The sequence below is a fragment of the Desulfosporosinus sp. FKB genome (assembly GCF_002196705.1).
GTDB lineage: Bacteria > Bacillota > Desulfitobacteriia > Desulfitobacteriales > Desulfitobacteriaceae > Desulfosporosinus.
On record NZ_NADJ01000006.1, the window covers coordinates 1 to 25,136 of the forward strand.

23 protein-coding genes and 1 rRNA gene are annotated in these 25,136 nt (G+C 41.7%); 23 read left to right on the forward strand and 1 reads right to left on the reverse strand.

Annotated elements, in window-relative coordinates; genetic code table 11:
• Positions 1–4 precede the first annotated feature (4 nt).
• The 15 genes from rrf (at position 5) to B5Y67_RS00640 (ending at position 12,814) form a co-directional block, all read left to right on the forward strand.
• Positions 5–120, forward strand: a 5S ribosomal RNA gene (rrf, locus tag B5Y67_RS00575).
• Between the two features lie 232 nt (positions 121–352).
• Entirely contained in the window at positions 353–565 is a 213-nt protein-coding gene (locus B5Y67_RS24775; RefSeq protein WP_140419027.1) for a hypothetical protein, read from the forward strand.
• 367 nt (positions 566–932) lie between these two features.
• Entirely contained in the window at positions 933–1,247 is a 315-nt protein-coding gene (locus B5Y67_RS00580; protein ID WP_088224650.1) for a hypothetical protein, read from the forward strand.
• A gap of 99 nt (positions 1,248–1,346) precedes the next feature.
• Entirely contained in the window at positions 1,347–2,525 is a 1,179-nt protein-coding gene (locus tag B5Y67_RS00585) for a C40 family peptidase (RefSeq protein WP_088224651.1), read from the forward strand.
• 272 nt (positions 2,526–2,797) lie between these two features.
• The gene (gene buk, locus B5Y67_RS00590; RefSeq protein ID WP_088224652.1) at positions 2,798–3,862 is read left to right on the forward strand and encodes a butyrate kinase; all 1,065 of its coding nucleotides are present in this window, start codon (positions 2,798–2,800) and stop codon (positions 3,860–3,862) included.
• A gap of 43 nt (positions 3,863–3,905) precedes the next feature.
• Positions 3,906–4,823, forward strand: a complete 918-nt coding sequence (locus B5Y67_RS00595) for a bifunctional enoyl-CoA hydratase/phosphate acetyltransferase (RefSeq protein WP_088224653.1) — start codon at positions 3,906–3,908, stop codon at positions 4,821–4,823.
• An 82-nt stretch (positions 4,824–4,905) separates the two neighbouring features.
• Positions 4,906–5,565 (forward strand): hypothetical protein, encoded by a 660-nt coding sequence (locus B5Y67_RS00600; RefSeq protein ID WP_088224654.1) that lies wholly within the window; start codon positions 4,906–4,908, stop codon positions 5,563–5,565.
• A 23-nt stretch (positions 5,566–5,588) separates the two neighbouring features.
• Positions 5,589–5,810, forward strand: a complete 222-nt coding sequence (locus B5Y67_RS00605) for a 4Fe-4S binding protein (RefSeq protein ID WP_088224655.1) — start codon at positions 5,589–5,591, stop codon at positions 5,808–5,810.
• Positions 5,811–5,817: 7 nt separating this feature from the next.
• Positions 5,818–6,879, forward strand: coding sequence for a 3-methyl-2-oxobutanoate dehydrogenase subunit VorB (vorB, locus tag B5Y67_RS00610; protein ID WP_088224656.1), 1,062 nt, complete (start codon positions 5,818–5,820; stop codon positions 6,877–6,879).
• Positions 6,876–7,634: a thiamine pyrophosphate-dependent enzyme gene (locus B5Y67_RS00615; RefSeq protein WP_088224657.1), complete on the forward strand. Its 759-nt coding sequence runs from the start codon at positions 6,876–6,878 to the stop codon at positions 7,632–7,634. Before vorB ends, B5Y67_RS00615 begins: the two co-directional genes overlap by 4 nt.
• The gene (locus B5Y67_RS00620; RefSeq protein ID WP_088224658.1) at positions 7,631–8,182 is read left to right on the forward strand and encodes a 2-oxoacid:acceptor oxidoreductase family protein; all 552 of its coding nucleotides are present in this window, start codon (positions 7,631–7,633) and stop codon (positions 8,180–8,182) included. Before B5Y67_RS00615 ends, B5Y67_RS00620 begins: the two co-directional genes overlap by 4 nt.
• A gap of 179 nt (positions 8,183–8,361) precedes the next feature.
• Complete coding sequence (locus B5Y67_RS00625) at positions 8,362–9,231, forward strand: SDR family oxidoreductase (RefSeq protein WP_088224659.1); 870 nt, start codon at positions 8,362–8,364, stop codon at positions 9,229–9,231.
• A 376-nt stretch (positions 9,232–9,607) separates the two neighbouring features.
• Positions 9,608–10,591 carry a 4Fe-4S binding protein gene (locus tag B5Y67_RS00630; RefSeq protein ID WP_088224660.1) on the forward strand — a complete coding sequence of 328 codons (984 nt, stop codon included), beginning with the start codon at positions 9,608–9,610 and terminating at the stop codon, positions 10,589–10,591.
• A gap of 305 nt (positions 10,592–10,896) precedes the next feature.
• A complete protein-coding gene (locus B5Y67_RS00635; protein WP_088224661.1) occupies positions 10,897–12,471 on the forward strand; it encodes a methylenetetrahydrofolate reductase C-terminal domain-containing protein in 1,575 nt (524 codons plus the stop codon).
• 25 nt (positions 12,472–12,496) lie between these two features.
• A complete protein-coding gene (locus tag B5Y67_RS00640; RefSeq protein ID WP_088224662.1) occupies positions 12,497–12,814 on the forward strand; it encodes a hypothetical protein in 318 nt (105 codons plus the stop codon).
• Positions 12,815–13,079: 265 nt separating this feature from the next.
• Here the strand turns inward: B5Y67_RS00640 and B5Y67_RS00645 are convergent, their stop codons facing one another.
• Positions 13,080–15,173, reverse strand: a complete 2,094-nt coding sequence (locus B5Y67_RS00645; protein WP_088224663.1) for a glutamine synthetase III — start codon at positions 15,171–15,173, stop codon at positions 13,080–13,082.
• Between the two features lie 589 nt (positions 15,174–15,762).
• Between B5Y67_RS00645 and B5Y67_RS00650 the strand changes: the two genes are divergently transcribed.
• The 8 genes from B5Y67_RS00650 to dsrM all read left to right on the forward strand — a co-directional run bounded on the left by B5Y67_RS00650 (position 15,763) and on the right by dsrM (position 25,134).
• On the forward strand, positions 15,763–16,626 hold the full coding sequence (locus B5Y67_RS00650; RefSeq protein ID WP_088224664.1) for a response regulator: 864 nt from the start codon (positions 15,763–15,765) through the stop codon (positions 16,624–16,626).
• 105 nt (positions 16,627–16,731) lie between these two features.
• Positions 16,732–18,054, forward strand: coding sequence for a cation:dicarboxylase symporter family transporter (locus B5Y67_RS00655; RefSeq protein WP_088224665.1), 1,323 nt, complete (start codon positions 16,732–16,734; stop codon positions 18,052–18,054).
• Between the two features lie 145 nt (positions 18,055–18,199).
• Positions 18,200–19,495 (forward strand): sensor histidine kinase, encoded by a 1,296-nt coding sequence (locus tag B5Y67_RS00660; protein ID WP_088224666.1) that lies wholly within the window; start codon positions 18,200–18,202, stop codon positions 19,493–19,495.
• 129 nt (positions 19,496–19,624) lie between these two features.
• Positions 19,625–20,497 (forward strand): S1-like domain-containing RNA-binding protein, encoded by an 873-nt coding sequence (locus tag B5Y67_RS00665; protein ID WP_088224667.1) that lies wholly within the window; start codon positions 19,625–19,627, stop codon positions 20,495–20,497.
• Positions 20,494–20,958, forward strand: a complete 465-nt coding sequence (locus B5Y67_RS00670) for a DUF188 domain-containing protein (protein ID WP_088224668.1) — start codon at positions 20,494–20,496, stop codon at positions 20,956–20,958. The genes B5Y67_RS00665 and B5Y67_RS00670 overlap by 4 nt, the downstream gene beginning before the upstream one ends.
• 192 nt (positions 20,959–21,150) lie before the next feature.
• The gene (gene htpG, locus B5Y67_RS00675) at positions 21,151–23,001 is read left to right on the forward strand and encodes a molecular chaperone HtpG (protein ID WP_088224669.1); all 1,851 of its coding nucleotides are present in this window, start codon (positions 21,151–21,153) and stop codon (positions 22,999–23,001) included.
• 559 nt (positions 23,002–23,560) lie between these two features.
• Complete coding sequence (locus B5Y67_RS00680; RefSeq protein WP_088224670.1) at positions 23,561–24,115, forward strand: RsbRD N-terminal domain-containing protein; 555 nt, start codon at positions 23,561–23,563, stop codon at positions 24,113–24,115.
• A gap of 17 nt (positions 24,116–24,132) precedes the next feature.
• Positions 24,133–25,134, forward strand: a complete 1,002-nt coding sequence (gene dsrM, locus B5Y67_RS00685; protein ID WP_088224671.1) for a sulfate reduction electron transfer complex DsrMKJOP subunit DsrM — start codon at positions 24,133–24,135, stop codon at positions 25,132–25,134.
• Positions 25,135–25,136: the final 2 nt, after the last annotated feature.

A 25,136-nucleotide genomic window follows, 5' to 3' on the forward strand; every position in this document is an offset into this window, starting at 1 on the left:
GAGATCTGGTGATCATGCCGGAGGGGTTCCACCCGTTCCCATATCGAACACGGAAGTTAAGACCTCCAGGGCCGAGAATACTTGGGGCATTGCCCCTGGGAAAGTAGGTCATCGCCAGGTAAAACAAGCGATAGACTGCCATATTGGCAGTCTATCTGTGTTTCATGAAAGTAAAGGTTAAGTTAAAGTAAATATAATAAGTGTTTAGGGAAGAAGTCCGGGGCTCCACCCGTTCGGATCCACATTGCTGGAGAATGTGTCACAAGTCGCAATGTGGCGAAAAGCTCGTACTTCGCCATGAAGTGATTCTCTGGGGTTGGTGGCTCGGCGAAACCCTCCACCGGAGGCTTTCGTGCTTTTCGTATATCGAACACGGAAGTTAAGGATCCACACTGCAGGAGTCTGCGTATCGGGACGCAGTGTGGCGAAAGGCTCATCCGCCTTTCGTTCCAGGGCCAAGGATACTTGGGGCATTGCCCCTGGGAAAGTAGGTCATCGCCAGGTAAAACAAGCGATAGACTGCCATATTGGCAGTCTATCTGTGTTTCATGAAAGTAAAGGTTAAGTTAAAGTAAATATAATAAGTGTTTAGGGAAGAAGTCCGGGGCTCCACCCGTTCGGATCCACATTGCTGGAGAATGTGTCACAAGTCGCAATGTGGCGAAAAGCTCGTACTTCGCCATGAAGTGATTCTCTGGGGTTGGTGGCTCGGCGAAACCCTCCACCGGAGGCTTTCGTGCTTTTCGTATATCGAACACGGAAGTTAAGGATCCACACTGCAGGAGTCTGCGTATCGGGACGCAGTGTGGCGAAAGGCTCATCCGCCTTTCGTTCCAGGGCCAAGGATACTTGGGGCATTGCCCCTGGGAAAGTAGGTCATCGCCAGGTAAAACAAGCGATAGACTGTCATATTGGCAGTCTGTCTGTGTTTCATGAAAGATATGATTCCCACGAAACGATTGGTTGCTCGTCTAGGTATTTCCGCCTATGACGTTAAAGCCCCTCTCAGTGAACAAGAGGTTTGGGCGAGTGAAGTAAAACTGTTTTTTTCACAACGCCTTGGAGCTCCTGCTCAAGCGGTTGTGAAAGCCGGAGATAACGTCGTCAAAGGGGATCTTATTGCTGTAATTCCTGAAGGTGCAGGCCTGGGCGCTAATTTGCGCGCCAGTATTTTGGGACAGGTCAGCAGGGTTGATCAGCTTGTGCTGCCGACACCTCACAGTGCTTTACAAAAATCAATTTTATAGAAGATGAACTCTTCTGGGCAAATTCTGAATTCTTTGACAAGGAATTTAGAGATTTGTGGCGAATTCTTAATTATTAAGGATCGTTGAGGAGTTTGATGGATGAAAAAGAAGTTATTTTTATATAAGTCAGCAGTTGTAACAACAGTCGGTACCTTTCTACTCGTATCTTCAGTTATTCCAGCACAAGCAGATGATTTGCACCAACAGTTAATACAATCACAGCAGCAAGTTGAGTCATTAAATGGGACCTTGAGTGCACAAAAAGACAACGTTTCAAAAGCTTCGGCACAAGTCTTAGGCTTAAAACAATCTGTTCAAGTTTTAAATGACAGCATTGCTCAACAACAAAAATTATTGAATCAGGAGCAAAGTCATCTTCAGGATTTAGAAAATCAACAAAAGAAACTTGAAGATCAACGTCAGGAACATGTAAAAGCTTTGGGGCAGTTCGTAAAAAGCAATTATGAAGATGGTGTAACGGCTTACATTTCTGTATTGCTTGATGCTACCAGTTTATCGGATTTCATAGATAGAGCGGAACAGGTTAAAATGATCGTAGGAACATATGGTAAAATCCAAAATGAAATAGCCACTCTGAATAAGTCCTTAGATGGCCAAAAAGAATTAATAAATCAAAAGAAAATGTCTATTCAATCGACAATCCAAGAAAAAGCACAGTCTCAACAGTCTGTTCAAGTGGCTTTAGCCAAGCAGCAGCAAATTCTTTCACAGTTAAGTTCTGAGGAAAAAGCAACGCTCACCCAATCCGTAAATGCAAAGGCAAAAGTTAACAGAATTCAACAATTAATACAACAACAAGAGATAGAAGCTGCCAATGCTGCGAGAGACCCAGGGGCTATTGGACAGGGTGATACCGGTGGGGTATCTGGGACAGTCACAGTCTCCGGCGGCGCGAAGCAAATAATAAGCTATGCTTCTCAATTTATGGGTATTCCTTATGTCTGGGGAGGGACATCTCCGTCTCCTGGATTCGATTGTTCGGGATATGTCCAATATGTATATCGCCATTTTGGCATTTCCTTAAGTCGAACTTCTGAAGGACAGTTTACAAATGGAGTAGCCGTTTCCAGATCAGATTTGCGACCAGGTGATTTAGTGTTTTTCCATACGTATGCCTCTGATGCATCACACGTTGGGATATATGTTGGAAATAATACAATGCTTAATTCTTCTAACGGCGGTGTTTCTTACGATGATATGACAAATTCATATTGGTCAGTGCGTTACTTAGGAGCTCGTCGTGTAATCGCTCAATAAAATTTGAACACGCCTTAAAATTCCATGAGATTGTAATTTGCTCATTGAATTTAAATGGCGTGTTATTTTTTCAGGCACTCTGAAATCAAGAGTGCCTTTCTTAGATACCATATCTCGCATGACGGGAACCACTGACAACAATAGGAAGCATGTCTTTTCAGCGATTTATGTTATAATTAAACGTATACTTAATATTTAGTCAATAATTTATTCGATCATTTTAAGTTGTCAATTGATAGGCTGGTAGGATTAATTATCGAAGGAGGATACGTTTGAGAGTACTCGTTATAAATCCAGGGTCGACATCGACAAAAATTGCGGCCTTTGAAAACGAAACATGTCTCTGGAAAACGGGAATTGATCATCCGTCCCAAGAAATTGAAGCTTTTGCCCGGGTTGGAGACCAATATGAATATCGGATTACAGCTGTTCTGAAAACCCTTGCCTTAAAAGGTGATGTCCTGGAATCTTTTAACGCTATAGCGGGACGAGGCGGCTTGCTTGCTCCCCTGATCGGCGGCACATATTTTGTAGATGATAACCTTGTCCGTGTCTTACAGGATGCACCAGTCGGAGAACACGCATCGAATCTAGGGGGAATTATTGCCTACCATCTTGGTCGACGGATTAATGTACCCGCTTTTATTGTTGATCCCGTTGCTGTTGATGAAATGGAGCCTCTGGCCCGTCTTTCCGGGATGCCTGAATTACCTCGAATAAGTCTGTCACATGCTTTGAATATGAAGGCTGTTGCCCGCAAGGTTGCTCGTCAGCTGGGAAAAACATATCAAGAAGTCAATTATATTGTCGTTCATTTAGGTGGGGGGATTTCCGTAGCTGCTCATTTTAAAGGCAGGATGATTGATGTCAACAATGCCAATAATGAAGGCCCCTTTTCTGTGGAAAGATGCGGTACTTTACCTGCTTATCAACTTGTAAAACTCTGTTATTCAGGTAACTATAGTGAACAGGAAATGCTGAACAAAATTACCAAAGAAGGCGGCATGTTTGCGTATCTTAAGACGAAAGATGCCCGTTTGGCGGAAAAGCGGATGAGCGAAGGTGACTCTCAGGCAAAATTGGTATTAGAAGCACTCTGTTATCAAGTTTCTAAGGAAATCGGAGCTATGGCCGCCGTTATGGCCGGCAACGTGGATCGAATCGTATTGACCGGCGGACTTGCTCATTCACAATTCATCATTGAAGAAATCAGTCGACGAATAGCTTTTATTGCCAAGGTAGAAGTGGTTCCTGGCGAAGAGGAAATGGAAGCCCTGGCTTTAGGGGCTTTAAGAGTTTTAAGAGGTGAAGAACAGGCGCTGGTTTATCAGGCATAAATCTATGGCGTGAAACCTTTGGACTGAAAATGGAGTGATAACATTGCGGTATTCCGGGTTTGAGTCCCTGCTTGAAAAAGCGAAAAGTATGGGGCGGACAAAAGTTGCAGTTGCCGCCGCCGCTGATAAAGAAGTTTTAGAAGCAATTAAGCTTGCCGAAATAGAAGGCCTTATTTCTCCTCTTCTGATCGGGGATACAGAAGTCATTAAACAATATGCCGCAGAAATAGAATTCAGGTTAGACCAGACAGAGCTAATCCATGAACCAAATCCTATTGATGCGGCCCATAAAGCGGTAGATGCTGTCATTGACGGACAAGCTAGTTTTTTAATGAAAGGCTTAATTAATAGTTCTGATTTTCTTCGGGCGGTTTTAAGACCGGAAAGGGGGCTAAGAACAGGCCGTCTGCTCAGTCATATGGCTGCCTTTCAAATACCGGGTTATACCCGCTTGCTTTTTGTAACGGATGGCGGAATGAATATTGCTCCGGACTTAAAACAAAAGATAGAAATTTTAGAAAATAGCCTATTGTATTTAGAAGGAATTGGAATGGAATTGGTAAAAGTTATTGTTTTAACTGCCAATGAAGTTGTAAATCCTAAAATGCCGGCAACCGTTGATGCTAAGGCATTAGAAGAAATGAACCTAAACGGAGAGTTTTCCAATGCTGTGGTGGAAGGTCCTCTTGCCCTTGATGGTGCAGTCAGCGCAGTTGCTTTAAAGCATAAAGGAATTTCCAGTAGGATTAATGGAAATGTTGACTTGTTTTTAGTACCTTCGATTGAAGTTGGAAATGTCTTGGGGAAGTCTCTGGTCTATTTCGCAGGCGCAACGATGGCCGGAATTATCCTGGGTGCACAAGTTCCCATAGTTTTAACGTCACGAAATGATACTCCAAGAAGTAAACTAATGGCCTTAACGATGGCTGCCTTAAGTCAAAAAGGACAGAGGTTGCCCTGACTAAGATCAGTCAACTAACTTTAACTGGGAGGGTAAGTGTACGTCAGAAATAAATCTACTTGATCGCAGAATTGTAGTTTTAATGGGAGGATATGGTGCCGGCAAAACCCAGCTGGCCATAAATTTAGCGTCCCAATGGGCGAAAAAGAATCAACGAGCAGCTTTAGTAGATCTTGATTTGATTAATCCTTATTTTCGTTCGCGGGAAGCTGCAATTCCTTTGGAAAACGTTGGGGTTGAAGTGATCCGTCCACAAGGTGATTTAGCTTTGGCTGAAAATCCCTCTCTAACTCCCCAAATAGAAGGCGCCTTAAGAGATACGAACAAGCGAGTTCTCCTTGATGTTGGTGGGAATGAAACCGGCGCAACAGTAGTTGGAAGATATCATACCTTTCTGGAGAGAGAGGATGTCGCTGTTCTTCAGGTACTAAACGTGTTTCGTCCCTTTAGCAGTACTCTGGAGGAAATTGAAAACTTGAGGCGCGACATGGAACTTAAATCGCACTTGAAGGTTCAAGGGTGGATCAATAATTCAAACCTGCAAGAGTGGACGACAGTAGAAGATTGGCGTAAATCTGAAGAACTTTTGCATGAACTAGAGGCTCAAACTAAGATACCAAAGGTTGCTTGCGGGATGAATCCGCAATGGGCTGAGAAAGTGGGTCTTCCTTGGGAATCTGATTGGATTCCCGTTCAGCGGTTCTTAAATCTTGGCTGGAAAACTCCAGGGAAACGTTCATAAACCGAGTAAAGGAGGAGAGTTTGATGAAGAATGTTGTTAAAATTAACGTGGAACGCTGCAAGAGTTGTGGCCTCTGTGTCCATACTTGTCCTAAGAAAATCTTAAAGATCGGTGACAAGCCAAACAGTAAGGGCTTTTATGCCGTAGAAATGACCGATCAAAGCTTATGTATAGGTTGTGCTTTTTGTGGTTTAATCTGTCCTGACCTGGCTTTAGAAATTTATCGTGAGGAGAAAGGAGAGTGAGTCTGGTATGGCAATGTTAATGAAGGGAAATGAAGCAATCGCCGAAGCTGCGATTCAAGCGGGCTGCCGTTTGTTTTATGGGTACCCGATCACTCCTTCAACAGAAATTCCGGAATACATGTCCAAAAAAATGAAAAGTTCAGGAGGAACCTATTTACAAGCTGAGAGTGAAGTGGCAGCCATTAATATGGTCTATGGTGCTGGAGCGGTCGGCGAACGAGTCATGACAGGAACCTCAAGTCCTGGCTTCAGTTTAATGCAAGAAGGACTTTCCTATCTGTTTGCTGCAGAAATTCCCTGTGTCATTGTAGATGTTATGAGAAGTGGGCCGGGCTTGGGTGGTTTAGGTCCCACACAAGCAGACTATTTTCAACTAACAAAAGGCGGAGGTCATGGAGATTACCACGGCATCGTTTTAGCCCCCGCATCAGTTCAGGAAATGGTGGATTTGACGAAAGAAGCCTTTGATATCGCAGACTATTATCGGAATTTAGTGATTGTCGCTGTCGATGGGATTTTGGGACAAATGATGGAACCAGTGGAGTTTCCTCCTTATCAAGGCAGAAAGCTAAGTCCGAAAACCTGGGCTGCCAGCGGAGCTGAAGGACGGCCTAAAAATAATGTAATCAGTTATTATCTTACTCCGGATCTGGGCGAATCGGAAAACCTTCGCTGGGGCCAAAAAATATCCCTAATGAAAGAATCTGAACAACGTTTTTCCGAGTATCTCATGGATGATGCCGAATTTGCATTTGTGGCCTTTGGGACAAGTGCCCGCATCACTGAAACAGCTGTGGACATGTTGCGTGAAGAAGGCATAAAAGTTGGTCTTTTCCGGCCTGTTACGTTATGGCCTTTCCCGGAAAAAGGTCTTTCAGCTCGATTACCTCAGATTAAAGGCTTGATGAGTGTGGAACTCAGTTCTGGTCAAATGGTGGAAGACGTAAAGCTGATCGTAAACGGTCAAGCTCCAGTTGGCTTATGCAAACGTCAAGGCGGTATGACTCCCGAGCCGGAAGAGGTTGTTGATGCCTTTAAGAAACAATTATTGGGGAGGGGACAGGGATGAAAACAATTTTTACTAAGACATCAGGTCTAACCGAACGACCTTTTCATTATTGTCCAGGATGTACCCATGGGATTATTCATCGCCTGATTGGTGAATTGTTAGAAGAAATGAATCTAATTGAAAAGGCGATAGGCGTAGCTCCTGTGGGATGTGCCGGTTTTTGTGAAAACTACTTTTCTTGTGATATGATCGGTGCCGCACATGGACGTGCAGTTGCCGTAGCGACAGGAGCCAAAAGAGCCCGTCCGGATCGTTTTGTCTTTACCTATCAGGGAGACGGTGACGGTGCCTCCATTGGACTTGCTGAAACGGTATCTGCAGCAGCCCGCGGCGAAAAGATAAGTTCCATTTTTGTCAATAATGCCATCTATGGAATGACAGGAGGGCAAATGGCCCCAACCTCTCTCGTAGGACAAAGAACATCGACCTCTCCGTATGGTCGAGATGCAGTAACGATGGGTTTCCCTTTAGATCTCCCTAAGATTTTGACCCAAGTGGAAGGGGCAGTTTACGTAGCTTCAGTATCTGTTGAAAGTCCTCAAGCCATTAAAGAAACCAAAAAAGCTCTGAGAAAAGCCTTTCAAATTCAGTTGGATGGTTTGGGTTACTCTTTCGTCAGTATACTTTCCACCTGTCCGACGAACTGGGGTGTTGATCCGGTTGAAGCATTGGATTGGTTGACGACAAAAATGAAACCCTATTTTGCCTTGGGTGAGCTGAAAACTCCGGCTCTGGAAGGAGGGAGCAATTCATGACTTCTGGAATAACAAAATATTTATTCGCGGGGTTTGGGGGCCAAGGGGTTTTATTTATCGGCAAAGTTATGGCTCAGGCAGCTATGCTTGCTAAGCGTCAAGTTACCTGGATTCCTGCTTATGGACCGGAAATGCGCGGTGGGACAGCTAACTGTTCGGTAATTATCTCCAATAAGCGCATTGGTTCGCCGACTGTGGGTAAACCAGATATAGCTTTAGTTATGAATGAAGCGTCCTACCAAAAATTTATTGCCAGCGTGGTTCCTGGCGGAACCTTGTATGTAAATTCCTCAATCGTGCCGGATTTGCCAGGCAGAGATGATATTCAAGTTGTTCGCGTTCCGGTTAATGACATTGCCCATGAAATAGGAGAGGCGAAAGTAGCCAATATTGTGATGCTGGGAGTTATACAAGCCTTGACCCCAACTCTTGAGGATGAGATTCTAATTAAGGCACTGGTTGAATTAGCCGGTAAAAAGCCCGAGCTAGCCGATTTGAATTCCAGAGCTTTCAAGGCTGGGATTGAATACGCTCGAAAACATGTTTAAAAATTCTCTTTATAAAATCAAAAAATAAATAAAGTAAGCCCTTCCAATTGCACATTAATAGAATTGGAAGGCTTGCTTTTTTATTTGGAGAAATGTAGAAGATTAATAATAGCCGTAATTGGTCATTTTATTATCGACAATGAATGGGAAAAACGAACAAGTAGAAAGGAGTCATTTAAATGACCCAGGCTAAATTACCGAAACCGACTTTTCCGGCCCAGCATCAAGAACTGCAGCCTGGCCTCGAAACGTTAATGAATCCATTACCTTTGGCTGAAGATCCGGCTTATCAAGGTAATGGCAAGTTAGAGGGAAAAGTAGCTATTATTACGGGCGGGGATAGTGGCATTGGAAGAGCTGTCTCGATAGCTTTTGCCAAGGAAGGCGCCGATATTGTCATTGTCTATTACAATGAACATCTGGACGCGAATATAACGAAAGCCCGAATCGAAGAATTAGGAAAACGCTGCTTGCTTATAGCTGGTGACGTTGGCGATGAATCGTTCTGTCAAGGGGTTGTAAATACTACTCTTCAGACCTTTGCCCAAATAGACATTTTGGTGAATAATGCCGGAGAACAACATCCTCAAAACAGTTTGCTTGATATATCGAGCAGTCAGCTAGAGCGTACATTTCGCACAAATATATTTGGCTGTTTTTATTTAACTAAGGCAGTATTACCCCATTTCAACCCTGGAAGTACTATTATCAATACGACTTCGATTACGGCTTATGAAGGGCATGACCAACTCATTGATTACGCCGCTAGTAAAGGGGCCGTGGTTTCTTTCACCCGTTCGCTTTCGGAGTCTCTGTGCAAATTGGGAATCCGAGTTAATGGCATCGCTCCCGGGCCAATCTGGACTCCCTTAATTCCATCTACGTTTCAAACGGAACAAGTAGCTGTTTTCGGCAGCACGGCACCGATGCAGCGAGCAGGTCAGCCGAAAGAATTAGCTCCAGCCTATGTATTTTTGGCATGTGAGGATTCTTCATACATTTCTGGACAGATTTTACATATTAATGGCGGTACAATAATTAATTCTTAAGTTTAGTTTTATTAATAATCAGGGTGATTTATCAAATTGTAAGAGGGGCTGTTTCAAAATGCATAAACGCCCCTCATTAAACAAAACCCTGCATAAATTGTGGCTTAAATCCACTTATATGCAGGGCTTTATTTATAAAAACGGATAGATATTCATATGCAACGGCCCCTGATTCCAATACCTTGCTTCGGTGGGGTATAGACTATCCTTCAGCGCGATAGCATTTCTTATGGGCTAGTCGCTTTCAGCGAAACTGTACACAGGATACGTTCTGTGACAGATGCCCCTTAAAATTGTGACTTGTATCACATACTTTTAAAAACTTATTTGTTATAATAATCTTTGATCGAATTATATTTCAGAAATGAGGGATTCCATGTTTTCTAAACTTAAAAAACAAATGTCATGGAGACATGGTGTTCAATTGTTCTTTGCGCTTATAGTTGCTTATATTGGTATTGACTTTATCATGTTTGTAAATCAAATAACAAAGCAGACATCGGCAATTATAAATAGACCGCCCGGAGTTGAAGCCTTTCTGCCTTTAAGTGCTTTGGTTGGTCTGAGGGCATGGTTAGCAACAGGAAGATTCGATCCTGTCCATCCGGCAGGTTTAGTAATTTTTCTGGTAATCCTCGTAACTTCCCTTTTATTTAAGAGAACATTTTGTTCCTGGATCTGTCCAATAGGAACCCTTTCTGAGGGGCTTGGAAAGATAGGACGAGCTTTATTCGGCCGAAATTTTAAAACACCTGTTTGGCTTGACCTTATCTTGCGCTCTTTGAAATATGTTCTCCTTCTCTTTTTTCTGTTAGCCATTTTCTGGGGAATGAGTGGGACAGATGCTGCTTCCTTTGTTCAATCACCGTACAATAGAATGTCAGATGTCATGATGCTCGAATTTATAGAACATTTATCCATTATTGGCTTTTCAGTGTTCGGAGTTTTGGCATTGCTTTCGGTCTTAATTGAAAATTTCTGGTGTCGATATCTTTGCCCCTATGGCGCTCTTCTGGGATTGATTAGTTTTCTAAGTCCAGTTAAAATTACTCGAAATCAAAATACTTGTATCGAATGTGGAAAATGTACGAAGAGTTGTCCAAGCCGCATAGATGTTGCACATGAAAGTCGTGTCTTTTCTCCCGAATGTACGGGTTGCCTCAATTGTGTTCAGCAATGTCCTGTTAAAGATACATTAACATTGAAGGCATCTTGGGGAAAGAAAACCCTTTCCATTCCTTTGCTCACAATAGCTATCCTTTGCCTTTGGTTGTTGAGCATTGTTGTTGCTAAACTGACAGGTCATTGGGGATCTGATATGACTGTAGAAACCTATAAACAATTGTTGTTGATGCTGTAATCAATCTATGATTGTCTTATCTATGCAGATTATAATATAATCATAATAAAGGATTAGGCAATGCTCGACAGTCGCGCACATTGACTGTTGAGCATTGTTTTTTACATAACAGTCATATTTTGGAGAATTCCCGAATAGTATTTTTGTTATAAGACTAGCTAATGACGACGACTTCGACAGAATAAATAGAATGTTATCTAAAGACTGAAAATTAAAGCTTAATTTCTTGTCCAAAAAGAGGTATAATAAGATTAAAGTGGCAAGGTATGTACATGAATATCGAGGAAAGGGAGAGGAACTAAGAGATGGAAAACAAGTTCAAAGAATCACTACTCGACAAAAATACATTGTCAGTAACTTGGGAGCTTGTCCCGGGAAGAGGTGCCAATGAAAAACCCCAGGAGGTTGCCATTGCCTCAGCGGAACAAGCGGCTAAGGGAGGGAGAGTGCATGCTCTAACCATTACAGATAATCCAGGGGGTAATCCGGCAATCCTTGCTGATTATTTAGGAATGGATATTCTGAAACTTGGGATAGAGCCTCTTGTACACTTTACTTGCAAGGATAAAAATCGGAACCAAATGGAAAGTCAACTTTATGCTTTAGATAGAGCCAACATCCGTAATCTCTTAGTAATGACAGGTGACTATCCGGTATCCGGATTTAAAGGGCGGCCGAAACCTGTTTTTGACCTAGATCCTATAAACGCTCTTCAATTAATTTCGGATATGAATAAGGGCTTGGAAATCCAAGGTATGAAAGGGCCGGTTTATCACAAAGCAAGTGATTTTTTTGCCGGGGCGGCAGTTTCCCCCTTTAAAGCTGCAGAGGCTGAACAAATGGTTCAATATTATAAAATGAAAAAGAAGATTGCCGGCGGAGCGCAGTTTATTGTCTGTCAGCTTGGTTATGATGCACGAAAGTTCCACGAAGTTTTACAGTTTTTAAAAGTTAACAACTTTGATACTCCTGTCGTCGGCAATATCTATATCTTACCCTATGGTGCTGCTCGAATCATGAATCAAAACCAATTACCGGGATGTGTTGTAACCGATAAATTGTTAGCTGAGCTTGAGGCTGAAAAAGGTGCCCCGGATAAAGGGGTTGGAGCACGTATGCTGAGAGCGGCCAAAATGTATGCTGTCATGAAGGGAATGGGCTTTGCCGGTGTGCACATAGGAGGACATAACATCAAATATGAACAAGTGGAGTATATCATTGATCAAGGGGAAGAACTGAGCAAAAATTGGCAGGATTACATTCGTGAATTCGACTATCCGCAAACGAATGGTTTCTATTATTTCGAAAAAGACGAAAAGACAGGATTAAATAGCGATCGCCCAGCAAATCGTGCTAACCTGCCGCTGGATGCGCCTGTTAATTTCGGTTATACTATGATGCGCGGTATGCATGCCTTGATGTTTACTCCCAACAAAAAGTTATTCCCTGTCATGCGAAGTTTTTATCGTGCAGCAGAAGGAAAGAAAAAGAGAGAGAAACGTTTACATGCTCTTGAGCATATTGCCAAAGTCGTTATGCTTGATTGCAAGGATTGCGGAGATTGTGCAATGTTTGATATAGCCTATTTGTGTCCAATGTCCCAGTGTCCTAAAAATCAGCGAAATGGCGCATGTGGAGGAAGTTTAAACGGCTGGTGTGAAGTATTTCCAAATGAGAAAAAATGCATTTGGGTAAGAGCTTACGCCAGACTTAAGAAGTATGGCGAAGAAGCCAATATTGATGTCCCTCCGGTTCCTCCGGCTAATTGGGACCTCTATCAAACGTCTTCTTGGTCTAATTTCTATTTAGGGAAAGATCACTCTGCACCTATTTTGGGAATAAAGCGCCCGGAAAGTAAGGTTCCTCAGACTAAGAAATGATTCTGGCAATGTAAGGAGGGCATTTATGGCAACAGGAGTTATAAAAAGCGGCATTTGTGGCTTTACAATAACCGTTAAAGCAGCGAGCGAGGGCGATGAACATATAAAATTGGAGATAACGAGTGATTGTCCAAATTTCCAAAAAATAGCCCCTGAATTAACGGAAGTCGATGCTTATCAAGAAATGTTTAATAAACTCCATACTGGGAAAGTTTACGAAGTGTTTGCCAAATATAGCCCTCACCCCAGCTGCCCGGGGCTTTCGGGGATTCTTAAGACAATTGAGGTTGCTTCCGGTTTAGCTCTTCAGCAAACGGCAAGCATGGCTATTTCCAAAGAATAGAAAAAAACGCGCTCCTTACTTGTATCTGATGATCATAGCAGGGAGCGCATTTCTTTTCAAAGAGTCTTCAATGAACTAAATATATAAATGAATAGTGAACTCGTTCAGCTGGTGCTGAACATCGAAGGAATAATAAACGCCACCTATAGAAGTGAGGGTCTTAGAAGGGGATAAAGCTGAACTATAACTATGTGAAAACAAAAAAAGAGGGATTATGATGCAGCTAAGCAGATAATCCCTCTCCAGAATTTAAATTGTTATTTAATTAGAGTATGAACAACATTTGAGAATAGGTAGGCATTGGCCAGAGATCTGCATCAATCATGGTTTCAAGAAGATCTCCGTCTTGACGCAGGTTATTCATAGCTTTGAAAACAACATCGCGATAGAAAGCGGCTTGTTCATAAGCATCTTCAGTCTTGTCTGCTGCTTCTTGGGTACTTTTCTCTAGGACGTTCAATTTTGCTTGGAAGGATGCGAGCGTAGAGGAGACATTAGTAAGCAGAGATTCTTGGACTGAAACATCGGCGGCACTGGAGGCTGATTTAATCGCATTAATTGAGTTCGCCAATTGAGTGGAATATTTTACTCCTGCGGGAATAATTTGATGTTTAGCCATGTCAATCATGGTTAGTGCTTCGATATTGATCTGTTTGATATATTGTTCCATATTAATTTCGAAGCGAGATTCAATCTCGGTTTTATTCAGAACCTTGTGTTTTTCGTACAAGTCAATCGTTGATTGACGCTTGAGAACGAGTGAGGCATCAACGGTAGAAGTGATATTGGGTAATCCGCGGCGTGTTGCTTCAACAACCCACTCATCGGAATAACCATTGCCATCGAAGAGAATCCGTTTGTGGTTAGTTGCTGTTTCGCGGAGAATTTGTTTGAGTTCTGCGTTAAAGTCAGCGGCTTTTTCGAGACGATCAGCAAATTGGGAGAGAACTTCAGCTACAATCAAATTAAGAACGACGTTTGGTCCTGAAATTGATTGTGAAGAGGCCACCATACGGAACTCGAATTTATTTCCGGTGAAGGCGAAAGGTGAAGTGCGGTTGCGGTCGGTTGAATCTTTACGGAAAGAAGGAAGTGTCTCAACACCACTTAATAGTTTATCGCCATGGAGAGATCTCTTGAGGCCGCCGTTTTGCAGCTGATTAAAGATATCGGTAAGCTGATCCCCTAAGAAAATTGAGATAATGGCAGGAGGAGCTTCATTCGCACCAAGACGATGGTCATTTCCAGGAGTTGCAGCAGATAATCTTAAGAGTTCAGAATAATCGTCTACGGCTTTAATGACTGCAGAGACAAAGGTGAGGAATTGGTAATTTTCATGCGGGTTATTACCTGGGTCAAGAAGGTTGCTTCCATCATTGGTAGACATTGACCAGTTGTTATGTTTACCTGAGCCATTGACGCCGGCAAAGGGTTTTTCATGGAGCAAGCAGACCAAGTCATGCTTAAGAGCAATTTTTTTCATAGTATCCATGATGATTTGATTATGGTCGGTGGCAATGTTTGTGGTTGTAAAGAGTGGGGCAATTTCAAACTGTCCGGGGGCAACTTCGTTATGTTGTGTTTTAGCAAGAACACCCAACTTCCAAAGTTCTACATTGGCTTCACGCATGAAGGCGGCGACTCGTGTTTTAAGGCTTCCAAAGTAATGATCTTCAAGTTCTTGTCCTTTTGGAGCCATGGCGCCGAATAAAGTACGACCTGTTAAAATAAGATCAAGTCGTTTATCAAAAAACTTTTTATCGACAAGGAAATACTCTTGCTCCGCACCAACTGTACTGGTGACTTGGGTAGAAGTAGTATTGCCGAAAAGCTTTAACATACGAATTGCTTGTTTTGAAAGTGCTTGCATGGAACGTAAAAGAGGTGTTTTTTTGTCAAGAGCTTCTCCGGTATAAGAGCAAAAGGCTGTAGGAATACATAATGTTAATCCTCCGCCGTCCTCTTTAAGAAAGGCCGGTGAGGTGCAGTCCCAAGCCGTGTATCCTCTAGCTTCAAAGGTAGCCCGAATTCCGCCGCTGGGAAAGGAGGAAGCATCAGGTTCACCTTGGATGAGTTCCTTACCGGAAAACTCCATTACAACTCGTCCGTCACTTGTTGGAGAAATAAATGAATCATGCTTCTCAGCAGTTATGCCAGTCAGCGGCTGAAACCAGTGGGTAAAATGGGTAGCGCCTTTCTCAATAGCCCAATCTTTCATGGCATTAGCAACAACATCAGCGATGCTAGGGTCCAGAGGGAGTCCTTCTTCAATAGTTTTACGTAAGGATTTATAAGCGGCCTTCGGTAGACGTGCTTTCATAACTGTGTCATTAAAAACGTTTTCCCCAAAAATATCCATGTCTGTCTTTTCCCCTTCCTAAACTAGCAAAATTTCCTCAGATAAACAAAAAGACTCCCCCCTAAAGATTGTATTTCAATCTTTAAGAAGAGCGTCATTGCTCCATCCAATATAGTCTTAATTTATCACGTTACATAAGATCTGACAAGAGTGAAATCAAAATAATACTGTATCCCTAAACAAAGGGCAAGGTTTTATCGAGTTTTTAAGACCCCCACTTCTATAAGTGGGGGTGGGTCCTTCGATAACTTCAGGCGGGGTAGAGTCCTCCTTCACCGCTAAGTATTCCTTTGGGAAAGGCGGCTCGGCAATAATGTCCACTGGACATTATTGTATCTGAAGCCCCGATGTTCAGCTTAAGCTGAATGAGTTCACTTTATGTAATTCAAAGTGTATTTTCACAGATACTGATTTCATGAATCAGTTCAGCATTTAAATAAGAAGAAAGCAGGGGATTTGTTGATGATTACCATCATTCAGATTCACACGGCGGCAATAGCCGGTGAAGACAAATTTAGGTGAATGTTTTGCACCAAGCTGCACACTTCGTTATAATGAGTGAGTATGATGAGCGAGAGGGGCTGGGTAGATGGCCGCAACGTTTGCCGTCGTTGATGATGATCTGGCGTCCCAACGTATGCTTGCAGATATTTTAAATACTCGAGGGGACGTAATTGCAGAATTTTCTTCAGGGCAAGAGGCTCTGAGATTTTTCGAAAGTGGTCGCAGAGTAGATGTTTGTTTTATAGATCTCTTGATGCCGGACCTCTCAGGGATTGAAGTCGTAGAAAAAGTTCTCTCTATGTTTCCGGAGACCTTGTTTGTTATGATCTCCCAGGTTGAAGCAAAGACCTTAATGGCCAAAGCTTATACAGTAGGGATTGAGTTTTTTATTCATAAACCGATTAATCGTAACGAAATATTAGCCATTGCTGAACGTGTATTAGAAAAACAGCGTTTAAAATCCACTCTTGATCAGATCGAGAAATCGCTGGCGGAAATACGAGCTCTTAAACCAGTTAAAAGCTATCAACCGGACGAGCAGATAATAAAGAAGAGGTTTCAAGGCATCTTTGCAGATTTAGGGATTGTTGGTGAAACTGGAAGCCGAGAATTACAAGCCATTGTTTTACGCTTTAAAGATCATGAAGAAGAGCTGATAAATCTGCCCCTACGATCAATCTATCAAGCAATTGCTGGAAATGAAGAAGAGATACAAAGCATTGAACAAAGGATTCGCAGGGTTATAAAACAAGCACTGGGAAATATAGCTTTACGAGGTCTGGAAGATTTCTATGATGAATATTTTGAACGGTATGCCTCGAAATATTTTGATTATGCTGAAGTCCGCGACCGTGTGCTGGAATTACGTCAGAAGCGAACAAGTTCGGCAAGAATAAATATCCGCAAATTTTTAATAGCTTTATATATGGACGTGCTTCATGATATCTAAACCTTATGCCTCCAGGAATGTTTGTCAGTTCCTGTAGGATTCTGTAGTCCTCATTGTATAGTGTTATCAGAAACTTTCGCAAAATTATTATCTGGGGGGGTTCTGATGACGGAACGAAAAAAAGTGGGACTGGCAACAAAAATCATTATTGGTTTGGCTCTTGGTGTTCTCTATGGATATTTTTTCCGCAACTATTCAGGATGGCTTAAACCCGTTGGAGACATGTTCATTCGCTCTATTAAAATGATCGTAGTCCCGATTGTCTTTTCCACGATTGTTATTGGTATCGCAGGTGTCGGTGACCTGAAGAAGGTGGGAAAGCTAGGAGGCAAAACTCTTATTTATTTCGAGATTATCACAACGATTGCTATTTTACTTGGAGTAACCGTAGCCAATGTAACGAAGCCCGGAGTCGGTATTAACTTAAGCAGCATCACAAAGGTTGATATTAGTGCTTACACCAGCACGGCAACTCATCACACGACAACGGACTTATTTGTAAACCTGATCCCTACGAACATCGTAGATTCCTTAGCTCGTGCGGATTTGCTGCAAGTGATCTTTTTCGCCGTTCTTTTTGGTGTGGCTCTGGCCGGAGTTGGAGAAATCGGCAAACCTGTCCTTCATTTTTTCCAGGGTGTTGCCGAAACGATGTTTAAATTGACAAATATCATTATGGCTGCTGCACCTTACGGAGTCTTTGCCTTAATGGGATTCACTGTTTCTCAGTTTGGTTTAGCAGTGCTTCTTCCTTTAGGAAAATTGGTGGGAATTCTCTATCTGACCATGGCCTTTTTCGTGGTGGTGGTTTTCGGACTGGTCGCCAAGCTTGCAGGTATAAATTTATTCACAATGCTTAGAAACCTTAGTGCCGAGATGTTGATCGCTTTCTCAACAGATAGCTCCGAATCTGTTTTTCCAAGAATCCTGAAAAAGATGGAGCAGTTTGGAGTTCCTAAATCCATCGTTACTTTTGTTGTTCCAACCGGTTATACCTTTAATTTAGATGGCAGTGCCCTTTATCAAGGGCTGGCCGTACCCTTTATTGCGCAAATGTATGGAATTCATTTGACTTTTCTTCATACTTTAACGATTATTGCCGTATTGATGATTACTTCAAAAGGAATGGCTGGAGTTCCCGGAGTATCCTTCGTCGTTTTAGCATCGACATTGGCATCTACAGGTCTCCCGGTGGAAGGGTTAGCACTAATTGCCGGAGTTGACAGAATTATGGACATGGGGCGTACCGTAGTGAATGTCATCGGAGTTTCTCTTGCCTCAGTCGTTATGGCGAGACTTGAAGGAGTCTTTGATCGCTCGAGAGCAACTTATCCGTTACAACCCTTACCAGAAGACATAGAAAGTAATCTTGGAGATCTTGATCAGCTTAATGAAAAATCATCGATGACAGAATCCTTTGCCAAGTGATCGCCAAAATAGTATAAAATTATAAACTGCGCATTAAATTTGTCTTCAAAGCGTATACTAGAAACTATTTAAATATTGTTGTTCTTTTGGGGGATGTAGACTGGGGTTTCCGGCTCTGCATCCTCTTGCATCTGGAGGGTGTTAAATGAATCTGGAGAAATGGGTGAACTGGTTAGCTAACTTGCAAAAAAAGATGCCGTTTGATACTCAGCGAGCAGCTCTAATCGCGGGAACGTATATATTGGGTGAAATAGGTTTTTTTCCTTTTGGATCAACATTTCGTTTAGGATTAGGCAGTGTATTTTATGTTTTATGTCTCTACTCTTTCCCAAGATTGGCAACTCTCGCCAACGGTTGTTTAACAGGTATTGCAGTTGTATTTATCAGAGTTATTGCCGACCGTCTCATCTATGTTCGCCCATTATCCTGGCAGATTCTTCTCATGGAAAATGCGCCCGCTCTGATTTACTATCTAGCTTTGACAGGCGGAATTCTTGTTTCAAAAGTGAAGTATTGGAAAACAAATACCATAAAAACAAGTTTGTATTTTATGGTATTTGATTTTATTGCTAATCTATTAGAACTGGCTTTTACGGCGCATGTTCACACGACTTGGCATAGTATTTATGTCTTACTCTTGGGGGCAGGCGTAAAAGGGCTATTTTTCCTAGCCTTTATTGCTACTACTGAGTTGTTTCGCCAAAGAATTTTGCAGGAAAAAGAAAGAGAGAAGTTTCAGGGGCAGCTTCTTATGGGTGCAACTCTTTATGCCGAAGGATTCTTTTTGAAAAAAATCATGAAAGAAATTGAAGAAGCAACGGAAAAAAGCTTTCAGCTTTACCAAGATTACTTACCAGAAACGGTTGGCATTAGCCAGCAGAATGAGCTTTTGAAATTAGCCGAGAAAATACATGAAATAAAAAAGGATACGCAACGCGTTTTTAGCAGTTTAGAATCGTTGATAGAGCCTAACGATTACACAAGAATAGACCTCGGAGAGGCCCTGGACCTTGTTGCTGAGAGTCAGCAGCGTTATGCTCTTGCTCATCATAAAGAGGTACAGTGGCTGCGTTCATCGGGCTCCAATCATTACTTTGTTGAAAATTTCTTTCCTATATTAGTTGTCGTTAACAATATCTTGGCAAATGGGATAGATGCAATTGCAAGGTCGGGAGAAATTGCTGTCGTGTGGCATGTACGAAAGGGGACCTTGTATCTGCATCTTGGCAATACGGGAACACCAATTTCGCCGGACGTTCAAGAATTAATTTATTTGCCGGGATTTACTACGAAATACTCAGATTCGGGAACTGCATCGACAGGAATTGGACTTACCCATGTGCTACATGTCTTGGCCGAAGTAAAGGGTACTGTGAGCATTAGTCAAACTGAAGGCAGACTAATCTGGACTTGGTTTCATGTTCAGCTGCCGTTGGTTTAGAACGTTCAAAAAATAATAATTTGTATTCCTGCAATCTATCCGGATATAATTATAATAAGCTAAAACAGTACACAAGGTTGTTAATAAATAGTTAACAACCTTGTGTACTCATGTAAAGGAGTATATATTGTGCTGGAAATCGGTAGGTACTATCAACTCAAAATTTATAATTTTACACCCTTCGGGGCTTATTTGGATGCCGGAACAGGAGAAAGGAAGGATAATGTCCTTCTGCCCCTGAAACAGGTTCCCGAGGGGGCCAAAGAGGGTGATGTCCTTGAGGTTTTTATTTATAGGGATTCTGAAGACAGGATGATTGCAACACGTCAAAAACCTTATGCTCAATTAGGGGATCTAGCTTATCTTAGAGTCAGCGCTAGAACAAAAATTGGGGCCTTTCTTGATATTGGGCTGGAACGAGGTTTATTATTACCCTTTCATGAACAGAAATTTCCCGTCCAAGTCGATAAATACTATCTAGTTAAGGTATACGTGGATAAAAGTCAGCGCCTATGTGCTACAACGGAAATTTATGAGAATTTATCTGCAGATTCTCCCTATCAAAAGAATGACAAGGTCACAGGGACTGTTTATAGAATCAATCTTCCAATTGGTATCTTCGTTGCTGTTGACAATAAATATTATGGTTTGATACCAAGCTCTGAGTGTTATACTGACATAAAAGAGGGTGATCAAGTAGAAGCACGTGTGATCAGAGTTCGCGACGATGGGAAATTGGATCTTTCTCTTCGAGAACTCTCCCATCTGCAAATTGATAAAGATGGAACGAAAATATTAGAACAAATTCGTCAAGGTGATGGTTATTTGCCTTTGCATGATAAAAGCAGTCCCTTAGAAATAGAGAGTCAGCTTCAAATGAGCAAAGCTGCCTTTAAGAGGGCTGTAGGCAGGCTGCTTAAAGAAAATAAGGTGGTAAAGTTTGAGGACGGTTTAAAGGAGAAACTGCTTGAGCCCCAACCGGTCAAGAAGGGATACCAATGAAAATACTTGTTGATGCTGATGCATGTCCAAAGTCAGTCTTGCAAATATGCCTCAGGCTTGCTAAAGAATATTCTATTCAGGTCTGGACCATTGCTAGTTTTAACCACAAGATTGAATCGGATTTTCACATTGTTGTAGGTAATGCTTCTCAAGAAGCAGATATACGCCTGATGAATCTTGCCCATGCTGGTGATGTCGCTGTAACTCAAGACTGGGGGTTAGCAGCTATGTTATTAGGCAAAGGGGTACGGTGTCTGAACCCTACAGGCAGAGAATTCAGCAATGACACAATAGAGTTTTTGCTTGAAGAGCGTGAAGCTAAAGCAAAGTTTCGCAGGGGCGGCGGGAGAACAAAAGGTCCTAAAAAAAGGAAGTCTGAAGACGATCGGTTCTTTGAGGACAGTTTACAACGACTATTACAGGAGATAAATGGATTAACAAGTGGCCACGATGAGATATAACACTGATCACAATGGACTAATAATTCAAAGAAATCATGTGAAGACAAGAGAGATTTCTAAATAAAAGGATGTAAAAACAACTAAAAGGCTTTGCACTTTTGGACAAAGTTGATTACACTATTGTAGGAGACTGCAAATCAATCTTAGTCTGCCTTATTTAATGAATTTCATTTTTAAATTGGAGGGTTTGTAGTGAGCAAGGCAGTAGAAACCAAGGAATTTCAAACCGAAATTCGGCAGTTATTAGACATTGTCATTCATTCTCTTTATACTGAGAGAGAAATTTTTTTGCGGGAACTTATCTCAAACTCCGCAGATGCTATGGAGAAACTCAGGTATACTCAGCTGACGGGGCAAGACGTTTATCAGAAAGACTTGCCGTTAGAAATCAATATTGATACTTCTGAAGAGACACATACACTCACAATTACGGATAACGGTGTCGGTTTGACCCGCGAAGAACTTGCTGAGAACCTCGGAACCATTGCTCATTCGGGTTCCAAAGAATTTATTAAACATTTAAGCGAAAAAGGGAATCAAAATGATTTAAATCTCATTGGTCAATTTGGGGTTGGGTTTTATTCTGCCTTTATGGTTGCAGAGCGGGTAACAATTTATACTCGGACCTTTTTGCCGGAAGGAGAAAGTCTGATTTGGGAATCAGACGGGGCAGGAAGTTATACTATAAAACCCGGCGATGACTATCAGCGCGGTACGAAGATGGTCCTCCATTTAAAAGAGGACGCCTATGAATTTGCTAAAGTTGAAACAATACAGCGAATTATTAAGCAATATTCCAGTTTTGTTCCTTATCCTGTAACCGTTAATGGGCAAAAAGTCAATACCGTCGATGCCTTATGGACCAAAAATAAGAATGAAATTACTGATGAACAGTATAATGAATTTTATAAGTTTATCGCTAATGCTCATGATGAGCCTCTTTATCGCTTACATTTTTCCTCGGATGCTCCTCTAAATATCAATACGCTGCTTTTTGTTCCTCAAGAGAACTTTGAACAAGTTGGATTTGGACGTATGGAACCGGGAGTTAATTTATATTGTAAAAAAGTCTTAATTCAAGAGAAATCCACTGCAATTTTACCAGAATGGCTGCGCTTTTTAAGAGGCGTTATTGACAGCGAAGAGCTTCCTTTAAACATTTCTCGGGAAACTATGCAGGATAGTGCCTTGGTTGGCAAACTTAATAAAGTAGTCACGACCCGATTCATAAAATTCCTCGAAGGCCAGATTACTTCGGAACCGGAAAAGTATAAAACATTTTGGGAGAAATTCAACTTATTTCTTAAAGAAGGTGCTGCCAATGACTTTACTCATCGCAACGACCTTCTTAAGCTCTTACAATTTGAATCGTCGAATACCCAAGCGGGTGAACTCATTACCCTTAGCCAATATGTCTCACGGATGAAAGAAGGTCAAACAGCAATCTATTATGTTAATGGACCTTCCCGCGAGACCATCGAAACTGGTCCGTATTTAGAAATATTCCGGGACAAAGGCTTAGAAGTTATCTACACTTATGCTGCTATTGACGATTATATTTTTGGCTCGATCGGGGAATTCGAAGGTAAACGGCTTGTATCCGCTGATGAAGCCAATCTGGATCTTATCGACAAAGAACCGAAAGATCGAAGCAAAGAAGCCTTACCTGAAGAACAAGTCGCAGCTCTGACAGCTTGGCTTAAAGAGGTATTAGAAGCAAAGGTTACAGACGTAAGGGAATCGAAACGTCTAATTGACAGTCCGGCCGTCGTGTTAAGCCCTTATGGAACGAACAGTATGCAAAGAATGATGCAGCTTATGAATAAGGACTTCGACAGTGTTGGTCCCAGTGTTCTGGAAATTAATGCTGCTCATCCAATGATCAAACAGTTAGATACGGCTCGGATTAATGAAGATCCTTTTGCCAAAGTCGCCGCAGAACAGATTTTTGAAAATGCTCAGATTGCAGCAGGGCTAATCCTAGATCCTCGGGGTATGGTCAACAGGCTTAATCAAATTATTGAGCGAGCCCTCGCTAAGTGAACTCGTTCAGCTAAAGCTGAACATCGGGGCTTCGGTGACGAAACTGTCCTGTGGACACTTTCGCCGAAAGCGCCTAGCTCATAACAAAAGCTATCGCGCTGAAGGATGAACTCTCTACCCACCGAAACAAGGTATGAGAACTACTTGTAGGAATGGGAGAAAGAACGAGCAATTATATTTGTTCTTTCTCTACGAGTAATAAAAATATTATATGGAAAGCAACCTTGTAACTACAAATATTATTGGAATTTCCAGCTAATCCTTAGGTTATGCTATGCTTAAACTTATATTGCTATGGAATTATCTAATAGTACAATTAGGAATAAGAATTTTACAAGCAGGACAAAAATCCTTAAACTGAAAGTGATAATAAGAACAAACACAATCCGAATAGTTGAAAATCTCCAAATTTTGATTGGCAAAATTGTTTTTTTACCCCTGGTAATTGCCTGGAGATCAAATATTAGTTAAGGGGAAAGTCGGTGTTGGATGGAGAACATGACGCCATTCGGCATCGACTCAGTTGTCTTAAAGAAATTATTGACAAGGAGTGGTCATCGTGGACTCAAAGTTAAAAGACCTTCTCGAGAAAAAGAGATCAGAACTTGTCTCAAAATGGATTGATGCAATAATCAGCACCTATCCCAATGATCCATCAGGCATGTTGAAAAACAAAAAAGACAGATTCGAAAATCCTATAGGGCATACGATCACGAATGTAACGCAGAATCTGTTTCAAGCTCTCTTAGACGAAAAAAGTTTTACTGATTGCAAGCAGCTTTTGGATGATATTATAAGAGTAAGAGCTGTGCAAGATTTCGCCCCTTCAAAAGCAGTAAGCTTTATTTTTATGCTTAAAAATGTGGTTAGAGAAGAACTCGGTAAGGAAATCAGGCAGAACCAGATCTACGAAGAAATTTTTAAATTTGAATCTCAACTTGATGATCTGGCTCTTTTTGCCTTTGATATATATTCGGGTTGTCGGGAACAACTCAACCAGCTCAAAACGGACGAACTTAAACGAATGACATTCACACTACTCAAAAAGGCTAATTTGATGTCCGAGATCCCAGCTCAAGAGTTTGAGCACAAAGAATTAAAATTTAATTTGTAAAGGAAGGAGGTCGTAGAGTGAAAGCCTTTTATTCTTTCCTCGCAGTAATCGTTCTTATCCTTGTTGCCATTATTGGAGGCAGTATCGCAAATTTACATTTCTTTTTTGGTATCATAATACCGTATGTGGCCTTTGTGTTGTTTGTGGGTGGGTTTATTTATCGAATTATTAAGTGGGGTCGTTCGCCGGTTCCCTACCGCATTCCAACAACTTGTGGTCAGCAAAAATCCTTACCTTGGATCAAACAAGCGAAGATTGAAAATCCGACATCGGCCCTTGGCGTTATAGTGAGGATGGCTTCAGAAGTACTCTTGTTTCGCTCGCTGTTTCGAAACACTAAGACCGAATTAAGGGAAGGGGAAAATGGGCCGCAATTAGCGTACGGCTCGGCAAAATGGCTCTGGTTAGGAAGCTTGGCGTTTCACTGGTCGTTTCTGATTATCGTCATAAGACATCTAAGATTCTTCTTAGAACCTATCCCAGTTGCTTTGCAAATGGTTGACAGCGTTGACAGTATGCTTCAAATTGGATTGCCGCAAATATATATTACAGACTTATTATTCCTTGCAGCAATTACGTTCCTATTCTTAAGAAGAGTTTGTGTTCCAAGAATCAAATACATTTCTCTTCCTGCCGATTATTTTCCTCTTTTATTGATTTTCGGTATAGCGGTTTCTGGAATTCTCATGCGTTATTTCGATAAAGTGGATTTGATTTCGGTTAAGGAATTAGCTTTGGGGATAGCTACATTACATCCTGTGTTACCTTCGGATATCGGCGCTATTTTCTATGTGCATTTATTCTTAATATGCTGCCTCTTTGTGTATTTCCCAACAAGTAAGCTGATGCACATGGGTGGAATTTTCATGAGTCCGACTCGTAATATGATCAGTAATAATCGCATGGTTCGGCATATTAATCCTTGGAATCATGCTGTAGAAGTTCATAGCTATGCTGAGTATGAAGATGAATTTAGAGAGAAAATGAAAAAAGCTGGTATACCGGTGGAAAAGGAGTGATC

Coding starts and splice junctions, on each gene's coding strand:
- B5Y67_RS00580 (WP_088224650.1), top strand. CDS start 933: ATGAAAGATATGATTCCCACGAAACGATTGGTTGCTCGTCTAGGTATT.
- B5Y67_RS00585 (WP_088224651.1), top strand. CDS start 1,347: ATGAAAAAGAAGTTATTTTTATATAAGTCAGCAGTTGTAACAACAGTC.
- B5Y67_RS00600 (WP_088224654.1), top strand. CDS start 4,906: ATGGGAGGATATGGTGCCGGCAAAACCCAGCTGGCCATAAATTTAGCG.
- B5Y67_RS00605 (WP_088224655.1), top strand. CDS start 5,589: ATGAAGAATGTTGTTAAAATTAACGTGGAACGCTGCAAGAGTTGTGGC.
- vorB (WP_088224656.1), top strand. CDS start 5,818: ATGGCAATGTTAATGAAGGGAAATGAAGCAATCGCCGAAGCTGCGATT.
- B5Y67_RS00615 (WP_088224657.1), top strand. CDS start 6,876: ATGAAAACAATTTTTACTAAGACATCAGGTCTAACCGAACGACCTTTT.
- B5Y67_RS00620 (WP_088224658.1), top strand. CDS start 7,631: ATGACTTCTGGAATAACAAAATATTTATTCGCGGGGTTTGGGGGCCAA.
- B5Y67_RS00625 (WP_088224659.1), top strand. CDS start 8,362: ATGACCCAGGCTAAATTACCGAAACCGACTTTTCCGGCCCAGCATCAA.
- B5Y67_RS00630 (WP_088224660.1), top strand. CDS start 9,608: ATGTTTTCTAAACTTAAAAAACAAATGTCATGGAGACATGGTGTTCAA.
- B5Y67_RS00635 (WP_088224661.1), top strand. CDS start 10,897: ATGGAAAACAAGTTCAAAGAATCACTACTCGACAAAAATACATTGTCA.
- B5Y67_RS00640 (WP_088224662.1), top strand. CDS start 12,497: ATGGCAACAGGAGTTATAAAAAGCGGCATTTGTGGCTTTACAATAACC.
- B5Y67_RS00645 (WP_088224663.1), bottom strand. CDS start 15,173: ATGGATATTTTTGGGGAAAACGTTTTTAATGACACAGTTATGAAAGCA.
- B5Y67_RS00650 (WP_088224664.1), top strand. CDS start 15,763: ATGGCCGCAACGTTTGCCGTCGTTGATGATGATCTGGCGTCCCAACGT.
- B5Y67_RS00655 (WP_088224665.1), top strand. CDS start 16,732: ATGACGGAACGAAAAAAAGTGGGACTGGCAACAAAAATCATTATTGGT.
- B5Y67_RS00660 (WP_088224666.1), top strand. CDS start 18,200: ATGAATCTGGAGAAATGGGTGAACTGGTTAGCTAACTTGCAAAAAAAG.
- B5Y67_RS00670 (WP_088224668.1), top strand. CDS start 20,494: ATGAAAATACTTGTTGATGCTGATGCATGTCCAAAGTCAGTCTTGCAA.